Source organism: Propioniciclava sp. MC1683, assembly GCF_014164675.1.
Taxonomy (GTDB): domain Bacteria; phylum Actinomycetota; class Actinomycetes; order Propionibacteriales; family Propionibacteriaceae; genus Propioniciclava.
In genome coordinates, this window is sequence record NZ_JACJFX010000022.1 from 32,877 (window position 1) to 51,384 (window position 18,508).

Annotated in this window: 16 protein-coding genes; 11 read left to right on the forward strand and 5 right to left on the reverse strand. The window is 72.1% G+C overall.

Features of this window, described 5'->3' with window-relative positions; translation table 11 throughout:
- The first annotated feature begins 19 nt into the window (after positions 1–19).
- Positions 20–1,501, forward strand: a complete 1,482-nt coding sequence (locus H5397_RS12480; protein WP_182817819.1) for a sugar transferase — start codon at positions 20–22, stop codon at positions 1,499–1,501.
- 43 nt (positions 1,502–1,544) lie between these two features.
- Here the strand turns inward: H5397_RS12480 and acpS are convergent, their stop codons facing one another.
- The 3 genes from acpS to H5397_RS12495 all read right to left on the reverse strand — a co-directional run bounded on the left by acpS (position 1,545) and on the right by H5397_RS12495 (position 4,360).
- Positions 1,545–1,925, reverse strand: coding sequence for a holo-ACP synthase (gene acpS / locus H5397_RS12485; protein WP_182817820.1), 381 nt, complete (start codon positions 1,923–1,925; stop codon positions 1,545–1,547).
- 1 nt (position 1,926) lies between these two features.
- A complete protein-coding gene (locus tag H5397_RS12490; RefSeq protein ID WP_182817822.1) occupies positions 1,927–2,784 on the reverse strand; it encodes a hypothetical protein in 858 nt (285 codons plus the stop codon).
- A gap of 64 nt (positions 2,785–2,848) precedes the next feature.
- Positions 2,849–4,360, reverse strand: coding sequence for a class I adenylate-forming enzyme family protein (locus H5397_RS12495; RefSeq protein WP_182817823.1), 1,512 nt, complete (start codon positions 4,358–4,360; stop codon positions 2,849–2,851).
- A 105-nt stretch (positions 4,361–4,465) separates the two neighbouring features.
- Here H5397_RS12495 and H5397_RS12500 point away from each other — a divergent pair, with 105 nt between their 5' ends.
- From H5397_RS12500 to H5397_RS12520, 5 genes are read left to right on the forward strand one after another with little or no spacing between them, the layout of a single operon-like run.
- A complete protein-coding gene (locus tag H5397_RS12500; RefSeq protein ID WP_182817824.1) occupies positions 4,466–4,735 on the forward strand; it encodes an acyl carrier protein in 270 nt (89 codons plus the stop codon).
- On the forward strand, positions 4,716–4,946 hold the full coding sequence (locus H5397_RS12505; protein WP_182817826.1) for a hypothetical protein: 231 nt from the start codon (positions 4,716–4,718) through the stop codon (positions 4,944–4,946). Before H5397_RS12500 ends, H5397_RS12505 begins: the two co-directional genes overlap by 20 nt.
- The gene (gene asnB, locus H5397_RS12510; RefSeq protein WP_182817827.1) at positions 4,946–6,931 is read left to right on the forward strand and encodes an asparagine synthase (glutamine-hydrolyzing); all 1,986 of its coding nucleotides are present in this window, start codon (positions 4,946–4,948) and stop codon (positions 6,929–6,931) included. Before H5397_RS12505 ends, asnB begins: the two co-directional genes overlap by 1 nt.
- Positions 6,932–6,940: 9 nt before the next feature.
- A complete protein-coding gene (nadE, locus tag H5397_RS12515) occupies positions 6,941–7,942 on the forward strand; it encodes an NAD(+) synthase (protein WP_182817828.1) in 1,002 nt (333 codons plus the stop codon).
- Between the two features lie 10 nt (positions 7,943–7,952).
- Positions 7,953–9,425: an oligosaccharide flippase family protein gene (locus tag H5397_RS12520; protein ID WP_182817830.1), complete on the forward strand. Its 1,473-nt coding sequence runs from the start codon at positions 7,953–7,955 to the stop codon at positions 9,423–9,425.
- Between the two features lie 17 nt (positions 9,426–9,442).
- Here H5397_RS12520 and H5397_RS12525 read toward each other — a convergent pair whose 3' ends face one another.
- On the reverse strand, positions 9,443–10,393 hold the full coding sequence (locus H5397_RS12525) for a hypothetical protein (RefSeq protein ID WP_182817831.1): 951 nt from the start codon (positions 10,391–10,393) through the stop codon (positions 9,443–9,445).
- 108 nt (positions 10,394–10,501) lie between these two features.
- Here H5397_RS12525 and H5397_RS12530 point away from each other — a divergent pair, with 108 nt between their 5' ends.
- Positions 10,502–11,443, forward strand: a complete 942-nt coding sequence (locus tag H5397_RS12530) for a glycosyltransferase family 2 protein (RefSeq protein WP_182817832.1) — start codon at positions 10,502–10,504, stop codon at positions 11,441–11,443.
- A 6-nt stretch (positions 11,444–11,449) separates the two neighbouring features.
- Here H5397_RS12530 and H5397_RS12535 read toward each other — a convergent pair whose 3' ends face one another.
- Positions 11,450–12,541, reverse strand: coding sequence for a GNAT family N-acetyltransferase (locus tag H5397_RS12535; protein ID WP_182817833.1), 1,092 nt, complete (start codon positions 12,539–12,541; stop codon positions 11,450–11,452).
- 140 nt (positions 12,542–12,681) lie between these two features.
- On the opposite strand from H5397_RS12535, the gene H5397_RS12540 reads away from it, so the two are divergent.
- The 4 genes from H5397_RS12540 to H5397_RS12555 all read left to right on the forward strand — a co-directional run bounded on the left by H5397_RS12540 (position 12,682) and on the right by H5397_RS12555 (position 18,211).
- The gene (locus H5397_RS12540; protein WP_182817834.1) at positions 12,682–14,400 is read left to right on the forward strand and encodes a hypothetical protein; all 1,719 of its coding nucleotides are present in this window, start codon (positions 12,682–12,684) and stop codon (positions 14,398–14,400) included.
- Positions 14,401–14,460: 60 nt separating this feature from the next.
- Entirely contained in the window at positions 14,461–15,696 is a 1,236-nt protein-coding gene (locus H5397_RS12545) for a Coenzyme F420 hydrogenase/dehydrogenase, beta subunit C-terminal domain (protein WP_182817835.1), read from the forward strand.
- A 10-nt stretch (positions 15,697–15,706) separates the two neighbouring features.
- Complete coding sequence (locus H5397_RS18670) at positions 15,707–16,360, forward strand: DapH/DapD/GlmU-related protein (protein ID WP_182817836.1); 654 nt, start codon at positions 15,707–15,709, stop codon at positions 16,358–16,360.
- Positions 16,361–16,630: 270 nt separating this feature from the next.
- The gene (locus H5397_RS12555; protein WP_182817837.1) at positions 16,631–18,211 is read left to right on the forward strand and encodes a DUF4082 domain-containing protein; all 1,581 of its coding nucleotides are present in this window, start codon (positions 16,631–16,633) and stop codon (positions 18,209–18,211) included.
- Positions 18,212–18,508: the final 297 nt, after the last annotated feature.

Genomic DNA, 18,508 nt, shown 5'->3' on the forward strand with positions numbered 1-18,508 from the left:
GATCAGAGGAGGTCGACCCGTGACGACATGGAACAACGAAGTCCGCCCGGTGAGGCCAGCGGACCTGGGGCTGCGGCTGCCGGCCGCTCGCCCGCGGCAGGCGCACGGAACGTTCGCGGCGGTCAGCCGGAGCTACGTGGCGTGGCTGGCGCTCGCCGACCTGGGCCTAGGTCTGGCAGCGTTCGGGTTGGCGGCGGTCATCGATGCCCTCGCCCTGCCAGGAGACATGGTGCCCTCCCGGCTGGCCGCTCTTGCGGCCGCGATGTGGCCCGTCCTCATCGGAGCGGCTGGTGGCTACCGTCGCCGACGGATCGGGCTGGGTGGGAGCGAGCTGCGCGCGGTGCTGCGCGCCGGGCCCGCCCTGGTGGTCCTCGGCGCGTACCCGGCGGCGGTGATCGGTGAGGTCCACCTGCTGACGATCACGGCGCTCACCGTCCCGCTGTGCGTGGTGTTGTCCTTGCTCGCACGTCTCGTTTCGCGACGAGTGCTGCACCGTCTGCAGGAGCGCGGCATCGGGTCTCGCCGGACGCTGGCCGTGGGCCCGACGGACGCGGTGATCGCCCTGAGACGAGCCGTCGCGCGGGAGCCCCACTGCGGGATGGAGATCCGGGCGGCGTGCCTGCCGAGCGGTGAAGGTCCACCGGGTCTGGACATCCCGGTCGTCGGTGACCTGGGGCGGGTGCGTGCGGTGGTGGACCAGGGAGGATTCGAGGCGGTGGCCGTGACCGGTGGCGAATGCCTGCGTGAGGACTACCTGAGACGCCTCGCGTGGTCGCTGGAGGGGGCGGAGGTGGAGATGCTGGTCGCGCCCGGACTCGCCGAGGTGGTGCGCCCCCGCCTCGACATCAGGCCGTTGGTGGGAATGCCCCTGTTGGTGGTCCAGCAGCCGCGCTTCACGGGGTGGCGCCATGCGGTCAAGAGGACGTTGGACGTCGTCCTGACCGCACTGGGGCTGGTCGCGCTCGCGCCGTTGCTGGTGGGTGTGGGATTGGCGATCAAGCTGCAGGATGGTGGTCCGGTCTTCTTCCGTCAGAAGCGCGTGGGGAGGGACGGCAAGCCGTTCGAGATGCTGAAGTTCCGGTCCATGGTGGTCGATGCCGAAGCGCGCAAGGCAGCGCTGATGGCACGCAACGAGGGCCACGGGGCGCTGTTCAAGCTGCGCGACGACCCGCGGGTGACTCCCCTGGGGCAGTTCATCCGGGACTACTCCATCGACGAACTGCCCCAGCTCTTCAACGTGTTGGCCGGCTCGATGTCGCTGGTCGGGCCGCGGCCGCACCTCGCTGACGAGGTGGCCCAGATGCCGGCCGACGCCGCACGTCGTGCGCTGGTGACGCCGGGGCTGACGGGCCTGTGGCAGATCAGCGGGCGATCGGACCTGCCCGGGGAAGACGGCGTGCGCCTCGACCTGCGTTATGTGGAGAACTGGTCCATCACCTTGGACCTGTCGATCCTGTGGAAGACGTTCCGCGCCGTCGTCACGAAGGCCGGAGCGCGGTGACGGGCTGATCCGTGGCGGAGCTCCCCGGGAGAGCTTCAGCGGATCAGCGCTGGGTGGCGATCGCCACGGCGGTCGCGTGCAGCCGACTGTGTGACAACGACACCTCCACGACGGTGATCGACTGCCTCGCTGCCCAATCCGCCACCTGACCGGTGAGGCGGACGAGGGGCGCACCCCCCGCATCGTGGAGGACCTCGATGTCGCGCCAGGGCACCGGCCCGGTCCACTGCCAGCGGAGGGCCTTGGCCACGGCCTCCTTGGCGGCGAGGCGGGCGGCGTAGTGCGCGGCGGGGCTGGCCTTGCCGGAGCAGTAGGCGCGTTCCGCCTCGGTGAACCAGCGCGTCAGGAACGCGTCGTGGCCCCCCTCGATGAGGCGTTGGACGCGCTCGATCTCGATGATGTCGGTACCCGGCAGCAGACGCATCTCAGCCGACCGGTTCGGGGCGGGCCAGCAACCCGAGGAAACGGGTGGCGGCGGCCAGGGAGCCGGTCGCGTTGAGGTGGCCCGAGTCGGACGCGTTCTCCAGGGCGAGGGCGAGGTGCTGACGCCCGTCGTGCGGCACCATCGTCAGCGCGCCTCCGGGGGCGGTCGCCTCGACCGCCGCCAGGTCGAACAGCAGGTCGTCGCCGTACTCCTCGCGCATCAGGGCGTTGTAGCGCTCGCGGGCCGCGTTGTCGTTCGGCCGGCCGATCAGTTCCTTGGCGAGCCACTTCAGGTCCATCGGCTCGGTCCTGACCGGCGTCGTGACGTGCACGAACGTCACCTCCGGGTACGCCTGGGCGAGGTCCGCCAGCGTGCGGCGGTACTCCTCGAACAGCGCCTCCACGTCGGTGTCGGCCGTGATGTCGAGGTAGCACAGCTTCATCGCCGCCACGTCCACCTGGTCCCCCAGACCGCCCCGCAGCCGGGCGTCGAAGTCCCGGAGCTTGAGCAGCGGGTACCGGTTCTCCCCCAGGTAGGCGTGGGCGATCACGGGCGCGTCGGCGTCCGGAAGCCGGGAGCCGTCCCCCAGGTCGACCACCACCGGCGCGTCGGCACCCCGTGCGGCGTAGGCGCCGGGCACCCCGTCGAGCACGTTCTTACCGACGGACTGGTGTCCGAAGAAAATCCGCCGCGAGGCAGCGGTGGTGAGTTCGGCGTCCGTCGCCGGCTCGGTCACGACCGGTTCGAACGCCAGCGGCTCACCGGGCCGCGTCGTGTTCCACAGCATCACCCCGGACGTCACCCCGGCCACCACGACCAGCGCCAGACCGGACAGTCCCCATTTCGTGGCCCTGCGCATCGCCTGGCCCCCTCCTGTAGCGGTGTCGGACCCTTCTCCGGCACGCGGCCGGAATCCGCAAATCCTACCCCGCGACGTCCGCCGTGACCATGGCCCGCAGGGCACCCTTGGACACTTTCCCGTTGTCGTTGAGGGGAAGGGCGTCGAGGAACCGGATCGTGGCGGGCACCATGTGCTTGGCCAGCCGGCCCCTGAGGTGGCCGGCGATCTGCTCGGCGTCCAGGTCCGACCCGGGACGCCGCACGGCGAACAGCACGATCGCCTCCCCGGCGTCGGCGTCGGGGACGCCCACGACGGCGGCCGAGACCAGGTCCGTCAGTTCCAGCGCGGCGGCCTCGACCTCCTGGCTGGACACCCGATTCCCCCACGTCTTGATGAAATCGGCAAGCCGGTCGACGATGAAGAGGTAGCCGTCGGCGTCCGCGACCGCCAGGTCGCCGGTGCGCATGCGGCCGTCCGCGAACTTCTCGCGCGTCGCCTCGGGGTCGTCCAGGTAGCCGGGCGAGATGTTCTCTCCCGTCGCGACGATCTCGCCGGTCACTCCCGCCGGCACCGGATGGCCGTCCTCGTCGACGACCGTCAGCTCGACACCGGGGATGCCGCGCCCGATCGAGCCCAGCTTCGTGTCCAGCAGGTCGGGCGGCAGGTACGACAGCCGGGCGGTGGCCTCGGTCTGGCCGTACATCACGAACACGCGTGCCTGCGGTTGCGCCGCCACCAGCTCCCGGATGAGCACCGGCGGCAGCTTCCCGCCCGCCTGCTGCAGCTGGCGCAGGGTCGGCAGGGGGCGGCGTCCGAAGCTGGAGGCGCGCAGCAACAGCTGGTACGTCGACGGCACGCCCGCCAGCCCGGTGCAGCGCTCGGCCTCGATCATCGTCAGCGCCGTCTCCGGGAACGTGAAGGTGGTGCACAGGGCGACACTGCCGCCCACGCGCAGGTGGGTGTGCAGGAGCGAGGCCCCGTAGCAGTAGAAGAAGGGCAGCACGACCAGCATCCGGTCGTCGGCACGCAGGCCCAGGTACTCGATGATGGACGCGGTGTTCGCCCGGAGATTGCGGTGGGTGATGCGGACGGCCTTGGGGCTCGCCGTGGTCCCGGACGTGAACATGAGCGCCGCGTCCTGATCGAGGTCGACCTCCGCAGCGGGCCACGCGGGTGCGGTGGCGTCCGCCAGGTCCGCGTCGGTGACCCGCGGGCGGTCCCCGAAGGCGTCCCCGTAGGCACGCTCGTGCCGGGCGTCCATCAGTACGGCGGCGCAGCCCGCCCAGTCGGCGAGCCGTGTCACCTCGGCGGCCGGCAGCTTGGTGGAGAACGGCACTGCGACGTGGCCGTGCAGGGCGGCGAGGTAGGCGGCCACCCAGAACGCCGAGTTCTCGGCCAGGATGGCGATGCGGGCCCCGGGCGCCACCCCTCGGGCGTCCAGGGCGGCGAGGATCCGGGCCACGTCGGCCCGCAGCTGCCCGTAGGTGACGACCCGCTTCGCCTCGACGACGGCGGGGGCGTCCGGTGAGCCCGCCGCTAGGAGGAAGTCCGTGGTGCTCCCCTGGCGGGGGGCGTTCCTCGCCCGTCCGGTCACGTCAGCCTCCTCGGCGCCTGCCCCCGAGGGGGCTCGATCCCCTTACCCCGGCAAGGATTGCACGCTAACCTCAGCACGCATAACCCACCTGCTAGGGGAGGTCCCATGGTCGAACAGGTGCAGACCCGCATCATGGACTTCATCGTGTCCAACTACCTGTTCGGGGATGTGTCGCGCGCTCCGGAGCCCGATGAGTCCCTGCTGGAGAGCGGGATCGTCGACTCCACGGGGATCCTGGAGTTGATCCAGTTCCTTGAGTCCGACTTCGCCCTGGAAGTGAAGGACTCGGAGACCGTGCCCGACAATCTCGGCTCCGTCGCCAACCTGACGCGCTTCGTCCTCGAGCGGAGTCCCGATGCCGAGCCGGCCGTCTGACGCACCCCCCGCGCCGGACCGGGTCGACGCCGTCCTCGACGAGTTCTACGCGCTTCGGACGCCGTCCGGCGACCCCGTCCTGGACGCCATCGCCACGGCCATCTTCGTCGAGGACGCCTTCGGGGTGACACTGTCCGACGCCGAGATCGACCCGGCGCACCTGGCCGGACGCGACGCTGTCCGACACCTCCTGACGCGCCACCTCGCCTGATGTGCGGCATCTGCGGGGTCGCGACACCCGGGCCCCCGCCCGATGCCGCCCTGTTGCTCCGCATGGTGGGACGCCTCCGGCACCGCGGACCCGACGGCAGCGGTTACCTGCGCGACCAGGGCGTGGGTCTGGGTCACGCCCGGCTCGCGATCATCGACACCACCGGGGGCGCCCAGCCGCTGTCGAACGAGGACGGCAGCCTCTGGGTGACCTTCAACGGCGAGATCTTCAACTACGTCGAGCTCGGGGCCGAGCTGCGCGACCGGGGCCACACGTTCGCGACGGCGAGCGACACCGAGGTCATCGTCCACGCCTTCGAGGAGTGGGGCGAGGACGCCTTCCGCCGGTTCAACGGCCAGTGGGCGCTCGCGTTGTGGGACCGGCGGCACCGCCGGCTGATCCTGTCGCGGGACCGGGTGGGCGTCCGGCCGCTGTTCTACACCCGCTCCGGACGCCGCCTCGCCTTCGCCTCCGAGGTCAAGGCCCTGTTCGCCGACCCGGCGGTGCCCCGCGCACTCGACCCCGTGGGGCTGGACCAGACGCTCACCTTCTGGTCCCCGGTCGCGCCGCGCACGCCGTTCGCCGGCATCGAGCAGCTGCCGCCCGGGCACGTGGCGATCCTCGACGCCGACGGCTTCCGCAGCCACCCGTACTGGACCATCGACTTCCCGCCGCAGGGCGAGGAACCGGGGCAGGACGCCGACGCCAACGCGGACGCCCTGCGCGAGGGTCTGGTCGAGGCCACCCGGCTGCGGTTCCTGCGCAGCGACGTGCCCGTGGGCGCCTACCTGTCCGGCGGCATCGACAGCTCCGTGACGGCCGCGGTGGTCACCGGCTACACCGACGCGCCTCTGGACACGTTCTCGCTGCGGTTCGCCGACGCCGAGTTCGACGAGGGCGTCCACCAGCGGCTCATGGTCGATCGCCTCGGCACGCGCCACCACGACGTCGTCGTCGCGCCCGGCGACATCGCCCGGGTCTTCCCCGACGTGGTGCGCCACGCGGAGGCGACGCTGCTGCGCGCCGCGCCGGCCCCGCTGTTCCTGCTGTCGCAGCTCGTGGCCGCCAACGGCTACAAGGTGGTGGTCACCGGGGAGGGCGCCGACGAGGTGCTGGGCGGCTACGACCTCTACCGCGAGGCCCGCGTCCGCCAGTTCTGGTCGCGGAACCCCGACTCGGCGGTCCGCAGCCGGGCCGTCGAGCTGCTCTACCCGTGGATGGCCAGGTCTCCCGGGCAGGCGCCCGCCTTCGCGCGCGGCTTCTTCGGCCAGGGGCTGGACGCCGCCGACCCGGCCCTGTCGCACCGGCCGCGCTGGCAGACGACCGCGGCGGTCAAGGGGCTGCTCACCGCGGACGCCCGCGCGGAGGCCCACGCGGCGGCGTCCGACGCGCCCGCAGAGTTGCTGGCGTGCCTGCCGCCCGCGAGCGCCGGGTGGGACCCGCTGGCCCGGGCCCAGTGGCTCGAGATGACGACCCTGCTGCCCGGCTACATCCTGTCGTCGCAGGGCGACCGGATGCTGATGGCGCACTCGGTCGAGGGGCGGTTCCCGTTCCTCGACCGCGACGTGCTGGCGCTGGCCGGCTCGCTGCCCGCCCGCCACAAGCTGTCCGGGCTGACCGAGAAGTACCTGCTCAAGCGGGCGTTCGCCGACGTGCTGCCGCCGGAGATCGTGCAGCGGCCCAAGCAGCCCTACCGGTCGCCGGACGCCGCCAGCTTCTGCGGGCCCGACGCCCCCGAGTGGGTGGCGGACCTGACCACCGCCCGGGCCTGCGAGGCGGCCGGCGTCTTCGAGCCGGGCCGCGTCGAGGGCCTGTTCGCCAAGGCCCGCCGTTCGGGCGGCGCCGGCCTGGGGAACACCGACAACATGCGCGTCCTCGCCGTGCTGTCCACCCACCTGCTGCACCACCTGTTCGTCACGGGGGACGGCAGCCACGCGGAAAACGCCCCGGCCGAACCCGTCCTCGCCATCGACCTGACCACGTAAAGGAGCCCCATGCCCGCCCGCGAGCCCTTCAGCGCAGCGACGCTGCGGATCGACCCCGAGCTGGAGACCGCCCGGATCGCCGCGTTCCTCACCCGCTACCTGGCCGCCACGCGCCGCCGTGGGGCGGTGGTCGCCCTGTCGGGGGGCATCGACTCCAGCGTCGTGGCCGCCCTGTGCGTGCGGGCCCTGGGCGCGGACCGGGTGTTCGGCCTGCACATGCCCGAGAGGGAGTCCTCCGACGAGACCCTCGCGTTCAGCCGTGAGGTCTCGGACGCCCTCGGCATCGACTCGGTCCTCGAGGACATCTCGCCGATCCTGGAGGCGGCCGGCTGCTACCGGCGCCGCGATGACGCGATCCGGCTCGTGGTGCCCGACTACGGGCCCGGGCACCGCTCCAAGATCGTGCTGCCCAGCGTGGTGGACTCCGACGCCTTCCGGCTGTACTCCGTCGTGGTGCTCGCACCGGACGGCACCACGACCCGGCACCGTCTCACAGCGGAGTCGTACCTCGGCATCGTGGCGGCCACCAACTTCAAGCAGCGTGTCCGCAAGATGCTGGAGTACCACCACGCCGACCGCGTCAACTACGTGGCCACCGGCACCCCGAACCGCCTCGAGTACGACCAGGGCTTCTTCGTGAAGCTGGGGGACGGAGCGGCCGACGTCAAGCCGATCGCCCACCTGTACAAGTCGCAGGTGTACCAGTTGGCCGAGTACCTCGGCGTCCCGGACGCCGTGCGCGCCCGTCCGTCCACGACCGACACGTACTCGCTGCCCCAGTCGCAGGAGGAGTTCTACTTCTCCCTGCCACACCAGCGCATGGACCTGTGCCTGTACGGCCTCAACCACGGCATCGCAGTGGAGGAGGTGGCCGAGGCGGCCGGGCTGGACGTCGAACAGGTGCACCGGGTCTACCGCGACATCGAGCAGAAGCGCTCGACGACGCAGTATCTGCACCTGCCGCCCGCGCTGGCCGCCGACGTGCCCGAGGTCTCCTCCGAGCTGACGTGAGGCGGTGACCGTGCACGGCCCCGAGCCGGGCCCTGGGGAGGGGATGGGGCGGGCGGTCCTGCGCGGGGGGTCCGTGTTGGCCGCCGGCACGCTGGTGGAGCGCCTGGCCCGCTTCGCGCGCAACGTCGTGCTGGCCCGCATCATCGCCCCGGACCAGTTCGGCCTCATGGCGATCGTGCTCGCCGCCATCGCCTTGTTCGAGGCGCTCACGGAGGTCGGCGTGAGCCAGGCCGTGATCCAGAACCGACGGGGGCACACCCCCGAGTTCCTCAACGTGGCGTGGTGGATCAACGTGGTGCGCGGCGTGGCGATTTTCGCGATCGCCGCACCGCTGAGCCCGCTGATCGCCGACTTCTACGGCGAGCCGGCCCTCGGCCCGGTGCTCGCGGTGGCCTTCTCCACGATGGTGTTCACCGGCCTGATGAGCCCCAAGGTGTACGCCCTCCAGCGGCAGTTCCGCTTCGGCGCCAGCGTCGCCATCACGCAGGGTTCGGGGCTGCTCGGCACCGCGCTCACCCTGGTGCTCGGCGTGCTGTGGCAGAACGTCTGGGCGCTGGTGCTGGGCACGGTGTTCGAGGCGTTCGTGCGGTTCGTGCTGTCGTTCCTGCTGTGCCCCATCCGGCCGACGTTCCGGATCGACCGCGAGTCGTGGCGCGATCTGTTCGCCTTCACCAAGGGCATGTTCGGCCTGGCGTTCATGACGTTCGTGGTCGCCCAGGCGGACGTGTTCGTGCTTGGCCGCCTCGTCAGCGCCGAGACGCTCGGCCTGTACGCGATGGCCGTCACGCTGGCGATGTTCCCGCTCACGCTGTTCAGCAAGGTCGTCCAGCCGCTCGTGGTGCCGATCCTGGCCGCCTTCCAGGACACGCCGGACGCCCTGCGTGCCACCTACCTGCGCCTGGAACGCCTGATCTGGCTGTTCGGCCTGCCCATGGCGGCGACCATGGCGGTGGCCGCCGCGCCCCTCCTCACGCTGGTGTACGGGCCGCCCTACGCCGCGGCGGCCGCGCCGTTCGCCGTCATCGGGGTGTACACGGTCGTCTACATGGCGTCGATGGTCAGCTTCTCGGTGTACCTGGCGATGGCCCGGCCCGAGCTCCAGCGCAGCTTCACGCTGTTGCGGGCCCTGCTGCTCGTGGTCTCGATCTACCCCCTCTCGCTCACGTACGGGCCGGTCGGCGCGTCGTCCGCGATGCTGGGTGCACTGGTGCTCGCCATGGTCCTGCAGGTCGCCAACCTGCGCCGCATCATCGGCCTGCGGGCCCGGGCCTATCTCGGCACGCTCGGCGGCGGGCTCGTGGCCGCCGCGCTCGTCGGGGCGCTCACGGCTGCCCTGGGCCTGCTCAACCTGCCGGTGCTCACCCTGGCCGGGCTGTCGGTCGTGCCGCTGCTCGCCGTGTGGGGGCTGCTGCTCTTCCGCGAGCGGCACGAGGTGCGCGCCCTGCGCCGCCGCGGGGGCGGGGCGGCGGCGTCCGACCGCTGAGGTGGAACCAGCTCGGCTCAGTCCGGCTGAACGCTGCCGCCGTCGGACCACACGTTGTCGCGCCACTCGTTGCCGGGGGCGTCGGGGTCGAACGACGCCACGGTGCCGAGGTTGCCGCAGCGCCCGTTCGGGCCGCGCTCGAAGACGTTGCCGACGAAGCGGATCCGGTTCGCCCCGTCGGCGAACTCCTTGCTCTCCGAGGAGCCCCCGTAGGCGCAGAAGGTGGAGGTGCCGGCGGCGAAGTAGTTGTCCTCGATGAGGTTGTTCTCCACCGGAGCCGTGCCGCCGTAGCCGGTCAGCCCCGCCGAACAGCCCGACTCGGGCGGCGTCCGCGGGGCGTCACAGACGATCAGGTTGCCGCGCAGCGTCGTGTTGCGGCCCATGCGCACCGCGCTGAGGTGGGCCTGACCCTCCGGGTCGCCGGCCTGCGCGTGGAACCAGGAGTCCTCGATCAGGCAGTCGGCCTCGCAGAAGGCGGACCGCCGGCCCCCGGTCACCTCGACCCGCCGGGCGGTGAAGCTGCCGTTACCCAGCCCGGTGTCGAGCGTGTCGCCCGCGTGCACCTCGCTGTCGGTGATCGTGAACGACCCGTCTTCGGGCTCACGCACCGACACGTTCCCGTTGATCCGTGACCGCGTGATCACGACGTCCGTGGTGCGGATCCTCAGGCGGCAGTCCACCACCTTGGCGTCGATGACCGTGCCCGCTGTGTCGATCGTGCACGGGCCGGTGTAGGGCGTCAGGGTCGTCCCCTCCGGCACACCTGTCGTCGCGGGCCCCGGCCAGTCGGTGTGCGTCGGCGTCGGGACGGGGGAGGCGGCTGCCGGCGACGGCGAGGGTGTCACCGAGGAGTCCGGGGCCGCCTGCGGAGGCGTGCCACCGGGGGCGGGCTGGGTCGCCGGCGCGGCACAGCCGGCCAGCGCCAGCACCACGGCCAGCGCCGCACCCGGCCAGCTCGTGTGCCGCATGGGATCCAGCGAAACACACCGCCTCCCGGCCCACAAGGGGACGGTCGGCCCCGTTGACCGGCCGTGGGGGCTGGCCTAGATTCGGCACCGCGGGAGGGGGTGGGGTGAGTGGGTCAGGCCCGTCCGGACGTCTCGATCGTGATCGTCAACTGGAACACGCGCGCCTACCTCCTCGACTGCATCGCGTCCCTGAAGGCGACCACCGAGCACGCCACCCTCGAGCTGGTCGTCGTCGACAACGGCTCCCACGACGGGTCGGTCGAGGCCGTGCGTGCCGCCCATCCCGACGCGGTCGTCCTCGAGAACGGGGCCAACCTCGGCTTCGCGAAGGCCAACAACGTCGGGTTCCGCGTCGCGACAGGCCGCTACGTGTGCCTGGTCAACACCGACGTGATCGCCCTGGCCGGTGTGATCGACACGATGGTGGACCACCTCGACCGCCAACCCGACGTGGGCGCGCTCGGCCCGCGAACCGTCACCCGCGAGGGCGCGCTCCGGCAGAACTGCCGCCGCTTCCCCAGCCTGGCCAACGCCGCCGGCGACTACCTGATGCTCAAGCGCCTGCTGCCCGGCCGTTTCGCCGGGCGCACCCTGCCGGCCGACACGTACGGGCGGACCCACGACGCGGAGGTGTTGTCGGGGTGTTTCCTCATGGTGCGCCGCGAGGTGCTCGACCAGGTCGGCCCGCTCGACGAGGTGTTCTTCTTCTACGGCGAGGACACGGACTGGTGTCGTCGCATCCACGACGCGGGCTGGCGGCTGGTGTACCTCGCGGACGCCGAGGCCGTCCACTTCGGCGGCGGCAGCAGCGGTGACCGCCCCGAGGCGTACTACCTGACGATGGAGAAGGCCGACCTGACCTACTGGCGCAAGCACCACGGTCCCGCCGCCCGGGCCGCCTACGTCGCGATGAAGACCGTCTACCACGCCGCGAGCACGCTCGCCTGGGTTCCGCTGGCGGCCGCCCGCCGGGACGGCCCATCGCTGCGGAAGCTGCGCGGCCACGCGAACAACCTGGTGTGGCTCGTGACACGCCGGTCGATCGTGTGACCGGGATCAGACGTCGTTGCCGTCGCCCTGGCTGAGCAGCCAGGCCTCGGGGTCGTGCACCGCGGGCTCGCCCAGATCGGGGCTCAGCAGGAACGGCAGCGTGGCCCGGGGGATCGCGAGCCCCGACCGGATCAGCCGGCGGTCCACCCACGTGCCGCGGATCGCCCACGCCTCGACGACCGCGCAGCCTCGCCGCCGCAGGACGTCCACGGCATGGCGCAGCAGCAGCCCCCAGGTGCGGGCGTCGCGCGCGGGGGCCACCACGTCGACGACCTCGCCGACCGCCAGCCCGTGGCGGACCGTCACCTTGAGCACCGCCAGCCCCCGCAGTACGCCGTCCCGCCGCAGGGCGAGCACGGCGTAGTCGTCGGGATTGTCGGAGTACCGCCAGCGCAGGTAGCCGGCATCGCGCACGATGGCGACCCGGTAGCCACCGCCGACGCGGCGCCACAGGTCGTCCACCTCGGGACCGAACGTGTCCTCCTCGGCCACGCTCCAGCCGGCGGGCAGCCGCGGCGTCCGGTCCAGCAGCCGGGCGAGGGGCGCGACGGCACGCGAGGCTGCGGACGCCCACCGGCCCGCCCGCGGGCGCACGGACGCGACGGTCGCCGCGACGTCGAGCGGCCGCGCCCGGAAGTGCAGCACGAAGTCCTCCCGGTAGCCCCACCGCTTGAAGATCGGGTAAGAGTTCACCGACGGCGTGACGTACCAGCCCTCGAGACCCCCCTCGCGCGCACGGGCGAAGACCTGGTCGGCGCAGCGCCCCATGAGCCCGAGCCCCTGGTAGTCGGGGTGGGTGAACATGTCCATCGTCTTGCCGAGCAGCACGCGGCGTCCGTCGACCTGCATCGCCTTCGGCGCCACGGCGAAGGAGCACACGACGCGGCCCTCGTGCCGCGCGAGGCAGCCGAACGCCTGCCCGGCCGGGTTCTCGAAGTACATCCACCGGTAGTAGGCCGCGCTCTTGTCGCGGAGCCGCAGCGACTCGCCGTCGCGGCTCATACCGGTGATGAGGCCGGAGATCTCCTCGAGATCGTCGACCGTCAGGTCGTGGAACTCGATCTCCCTCGCCAGGCGTTCCCGCGTGTCCGCGTCCACGTCGCCTCCTTCGGCCCGGGCCGGCCGCCCCGCCGGCGAGCGCCGGCAGTGTGTCCGACCTTACGGAACGGGCTGGTGCCCCCTCAAGGCCCTTCCGTCCTATAGTGAGCGCCACCTCGGCTGCCGACGGGAGGATTCCCATGTCCGACGCCCTGCCCGGCTTCCTCGTGCTGACCGGTCCGGCGGACGGCACCACGGCCGGCTCCGGAGCTCGCGAGGGGTGGCGGCTGACCACCTGGGACCTGTCCGGGGCGCCGCCGGAGGGTGGCAGTCCACTGCCGGTGAGCCGAACGGTCTGGTCCTCCCGTGGTCCCGTGTCTCCGGCACTGCTGCAGGGCTGGATGACCCGCGGCGACGAGCCCGGGCTGCGCTCGATGATGCCGCCGTTCGCCGCCCTCGCCGTCGACGGCGACGACCTGGTGCTCGCGACCGATGTGCTCGGCTTCCGTCAGGTGTTCGTGCGGGAGGACGACGACCGGGTCGCCGTGTCCACCTCCGCCCGCGCCCTCGCCACGCTGCCCGGCGGCGGGACGGCGTCCCGGCTGGACCGCGGGGCGCTGTTGCTACAGAGCCGCCTGGGGTACCAGCTCGGCCAGGACACGGTCTACGCGGGCGTCCGCAAGCTCGAGCCGGGGACGCTGCTGCGCTGGTCATCCGACCTGAGACGGTCCCGGGTGACGCTCGAGGAGGGAGAGACGCTGCCGCTGTCCGAGGCGGTCCGGCGCGCGGCGGCGGGGCTGCGCGAGTTCCTCGAGCGGTACCTCGACGCCAACCCGGAGCCGACCCTGCAGCTGACCGGCGGGCAGGACTCGCGGCTCGTCCTGAGCGCGATCCCGCCCGCCCGCCGTCACCAGGTGCGTGCACTGACCATGGGCGACCCCGGGACCCCCGACGTCGACCTGGCCGCGGAGATCGCCGGCAGGCTCGGCCTCCAGCACACGGTGCGCGGCCTCGCGGACCTCGGCTCGCTCTCGCCCGCGGAGTGCTTCGAGCGCGTCCGGGACGCCTCCGCCCGGCTCGACGCCATGGCCGACCCGCTGGCGAAGGCGGCGACCCTGTGGGCCGAGGAGGGGTTCGAGCAGGGCGCACGGCTCGGCGGGCTCGGCGGCGAGATCGGCCGCGGCTTCTTCTACACCGGCCGCGTCCGCCCCCGGCCGGTCACCGACGCCCGCACCCGCCGGCTGGCCCGGTGGCGGCTGTTCGTCAACGAGGCGGTCGAGCCCGCCGCCCTCGACCCGTCCTTCGCGGCCGACGCCTCCCGGCACGCGATGGACGTGGCCACGCGCACCTTCGCCGACGCCGGGCCGGAGTGGTACGGCGCGACAGACGAGGTCTACCTGTGGCACCGCATGCAGCGGTGGGCCGGCCTGAGCGAGACCGCGGTGTGTTTCGACCGGGAGCTGGTCAACCCCCTGCTCGACGCCGGGTTCCTCCGGATCGCACGGGCGCTCGCCCCGCGCGACAAGGCCCACGGCCGGTTCCTGGCGCGACTGCAGGTCGCCCTGGACGCCGACCTCGCCGCGCTGCCGCTGGAGGGCCGGCCCTCCCCCGCCGCCCTCGCGGGCACCGGGCCGGCCGTCCGGGCGGCGGCGGTGGCCTCCACAGGACGCCGCGTCGCCGGCAAGGTGGCGCAACGGCTGGCGCGGCACGGACGCGCGCCGGCGGGTGGACACGCGCTGGCCAACGGCGTCCTGCGGCACGTGCGGGCCACGCCCGCCGTGCTGGACCCGGTGCGGGGGCTGGGCATCTTCTCCGACGCCTGGCTGGACGATCTCACCGCGGGGCGGACCGGCGCGCAGCCCGCCACGGTGTCGTTCCTCGTCAACGTGCTGGTGGCGCAGGACGCGACCACCCATTGACCCCGGCGCGGCGGGCCACCATGCTCGGGGGCACGACCAGGCCGCACCCGGAGGCACCCGATGCCACACACGCATGAGCTCGACCGCATCCTGCAGAACAGGCTGTGCCTGGGGTGTGGGGCGTGCGCCTACCTCGGCGAGGCGTCCGGCGTGACGATGGTCGACCACGTGGGCGTCGGGCTACGACCGCAGGGCACCCGCGACCTGCCGATCACGGTGAAGGACGCCATCGTGGCCGCCTGCCCCGGAGTCGCGCTGACCGCCCCGGCCGCCGCGCTCCCCCCGCCGACGGATCCCGACGAACTGCTGGTGGGCCCCACCGAGGCCATCTGGGAGGGCTGGGCGAGCGACTCCCGCGTCCGCCGCCTCGCCTCCTCGGGAGGCGCGGTCTCAGCCCTGGCCACCTACGCCGTCGAGAAGCTGGGCATGGCGCTGGTGCTGCACACGGGCATGGATCCGACGCGCCCCTGGCTCAACACCACGACGACCAGTACCGACGCCGACGGCATCGTCGCCCACGCCGGGTCGCGCTACGCCCCGTCGTCGCCCGTCGAGGCCCTGCGCCTGATCGAGGAGAGCGACCGTCCCTGCGTCTTCATCGGCAAACCGTGCGACGTGGCGGCCGTCGCCAAGCTGCGGGCGACGCGCCCTGCCCTCGACCGCAACCTCGGCCTGGTGCTCAGCTTCTTCTGCGCCGGCACGCCGAACACGTCCGCCACCCTGGGGCTCGCCGCCTCCCTCGGCTTCGACCGGCCGGACGAGATCACCCGCCTGTCCTATCGCGGAGACGGCTGGCCGGGACGGTTCCGGGTCACCGATCGGGCCGGGCGCGAGGCGTCCCTCAGCTACGAGGAGTCGTGGGGCGCGCTGGCCGCCCGGCACCGCCAACTGCGCTGCCAGCTGTGCCCCGACGGCCTGGGCGAGTTCTCCGACGTCACCGGTGGTGACGGTTGGCACCGCAAGCAGGAGGGCTCGGACGGCGTGTCGGTCATCCTCGCCCGCACCGACCTCGGACGCCGCGCGGTCGAGGGGGCCATCGCCGACGGCTACCTCACGGCCACACGCTCGGACGCCCACACGGTTGTTGTCGGCCAGGGCCTCGTGCGCCGCCGCCGGCTCGTGGGCGCCCGCATCGCCGCCCTGCGGCTGTTCGGACGCCCGACGCCCCGCTTCCGCGGTTTCCACCTGGCCCGCGCTGCGCGGCAGGAGGGCCTGCGGGCCCAGGTTCGGGAGTTCGTCGGCATGGGGCGCCGGATCGTGAGCCGTGGCTACCTGCGCCCCGAGCCGCGGGATTGAGGGGAGACCAATGGACACGCGGGCGCTGGCCCTGTGGCTCTATGGAACCGGACGCGGCTCGGCCCGTCGGGCCGCCGTCCGCCTGGCGACCGCCACCGAGGGCGGTGAGTTCCTCTCCTCGACGCTGCGGGAGATCTTCCGCACCTTCCACGGGGTGGAGATCGGGCTCCACACGCACGGCGGCTGCTTCGTGCCCCATGCGTTCGGCCGCGGGACGACGATCGGGCGGTACTCCTCGATCGCCCGCACCGCCTTCGCCGCGACGCTGGACCACCCGATGGACCGCAAGTCGATGCACGGCTACTTCTTCAACCCCAACCTCGGCCTCGTCGGGGAGGAGCGCGAGTACCACTCCCTCGAGATCGGCAATGACGTGTGGCTCGGCCACAACTCCATCATCCAGGCCGGGGTGTCGAGCATCGGCGACGGTGCCGTCGTCGGCGCCGGGGCCGTCGTGGCACGGGACGTCCCGCCCTATGCCGTCGTCGTCGGAAACCCCGGCCGGGTGGTGCGCTACCGGTTCTCCCCGGACACGATCCGGGACCTGCTCGTAGAGCGGTGGTGGGAGCGCGAACTCGACGAACTGGGACCGGACCTGACCGCGTTCACGCGTTCGCTCGAACCGTCGGAGGCGCCGCCGCCGGAGGGCCGCCCGGCCCCCTGAGCAGGCGCGGAGGGTCCCGGCAGCAGGAAGCCGGATCGCGGACGGCCTCGGACGGCCACGATGCCGCCCGATGGCAACTGCCACGCCCGGATCTGAGAAGTATTTTCATCAGTGGGCTAGGACAAACGCCACACAGACTCCCACAACGTGCACAAGCACCCTCGCGGATGTCTTATGGTTTTCTTAGGATCCTCTTGGAATCCTGACGCACCTCGGAGCCCGGCCCGCCAATGTGTCGGCGCTGCCATCAACACGGAAGGTACTTCCCACATGCGTTCCTACGCACCTTCGACGAGCCCCGCCCCCGGGCGCTCGCGCTGGGCGCGACGAATCGCAGCAGCCGTGGCTGCGCTCATCGCCCTGCCCCTCCTGCCGACGCTGGCGAGCCCCCTCGCCGACGCGGCCACCACAACGACGACGTCGACCATCTGGAGTGCGAGCGACAAGCCCGCCTCCCTGGCCTCGGTCAGCGGACCCTACGAGGTCGGGCTCAAGTTCAGCACCTCGGTCGAGGGCGAGGTCTCCGGCGTCCGCTTCTACCAGGGACCCGGCAAGCCCGGCACCCACCGCGTCGGCCTGTGGACCGACTACGGCCAGGGCCTGGCGTTCAGCAGCTTCGAAGCCGACACCAAGGCGGGCTGGACGACGGTGTCGTTCCGCAAGCCCATCGCCGTCCGTCCCGGGACGACGTACGTCGTCAGCTACTACTCACCAAACGGCTACTACGCGGCCACTCCGAACTCCCTGGCCACCGACAAGACCAGCGGCGTCCTGACCGCCCTCGGCGGGAACAACGGCATCTACAAGGCCGGCAAGGGCTTCCCCGTGCGCTCGACCGACTCGACCAACTACTGGGTCGACGTCGTGCTCAACCACGAGGTGACCTCGGTCGCGCCGTCGCCCACCCCGACCGCCACCGCGACGCCCACGCCGACCCCGACCGCCACCGCGACGCCGACCCCCACGCCGACGCCGACCCCGACGCCGACCCCGACGCCCACGCCGACCCCCACGCCGACGCCGACGGCCACCGCGACGCCGACCCCCACGCCGACCCCGACGCCGACGACCCCTCCGTCCAGCGGCTGGCCGAACGCGTCGAACACCGGGGTTCCGGACGGCACGGCGCTGACCACCTACACGGGCCCGACGACGATCACCGAGGACAACACGGTGATCGACGCCAAGATCGTGAACAGCAGCCTGCGGATCATGGCCGACAACGTCCGCATCACCCGGTCGATCATCAACGGCGGCGTGAGCGTGCGTTACGCCACCGACGGGTCGTTCAGCATCTCCGACTCCGAGGTGCGGATCCAGAACTACCTGGGCACGGGGCTCGACCGCCACAACTTCACCGCCAACCGCGTCGAGGTGACCGGTGGCCGGCGTTCGATCTACTGCGAGAACAACTGCACGATCGAGAACTCGTGGGTGCACGGCCAGGGTGAGGACCCGGACGGCGAGGCCCACATGAGCGGCATCCGCATGAGCCAGAACACGACGATCCGGCACAACACGATCACGTGTGACGGCGTCCGGACGCCTCCGGGCTCGGGTTGCTCCGCCGGCCTGACCGGGTACGGCGACTTCGCCCCGGTGCGCGACAACCTCATCGAGAACAACCTGTTCATCGGTGGCACGTCGACCATGTGCGCCTACGGCGGCTCGTCGAGCAGCAAGCCGTACGCCGCTCAGGCGGGCAACATCCGCTTCATCGACAACGTGTTCGTCCGTGGCCCGAGCGGCCACTGCGGCAACCTCGGCACGATCGCCAGCTTCGACTCGTCGGCGCCGGGCAACGTGTGGTCGAACAACCTGTTCGACGACGGGACGCCGGTTCGTCCCTGACGACCGACCTCCAGGTGCTCCCACGCCCCGCGGGCGTGGGGGCACCGCCGTACCCGGCGGCCCGAAGGCCGACGCGGCGCCTGCCCGGGCCTAGGAGCCTGCTGAACAATCTGTCCGCGTGCCCACGGGACTGACCGGCAGCTGGCTGGAATTGTTGGGTTGTGCAGGGTGAGTCGAGTCCGCAGCGGGATGTGTTGGACGTGGAGTCGCTGGCGGGGCATTTGTTGCCGGCTGGCAGCGTGTTCCGGTTCTTGGCCGAGCACCGGCACCGCCTGTTCCCGGACGCGTTGTTCGCCG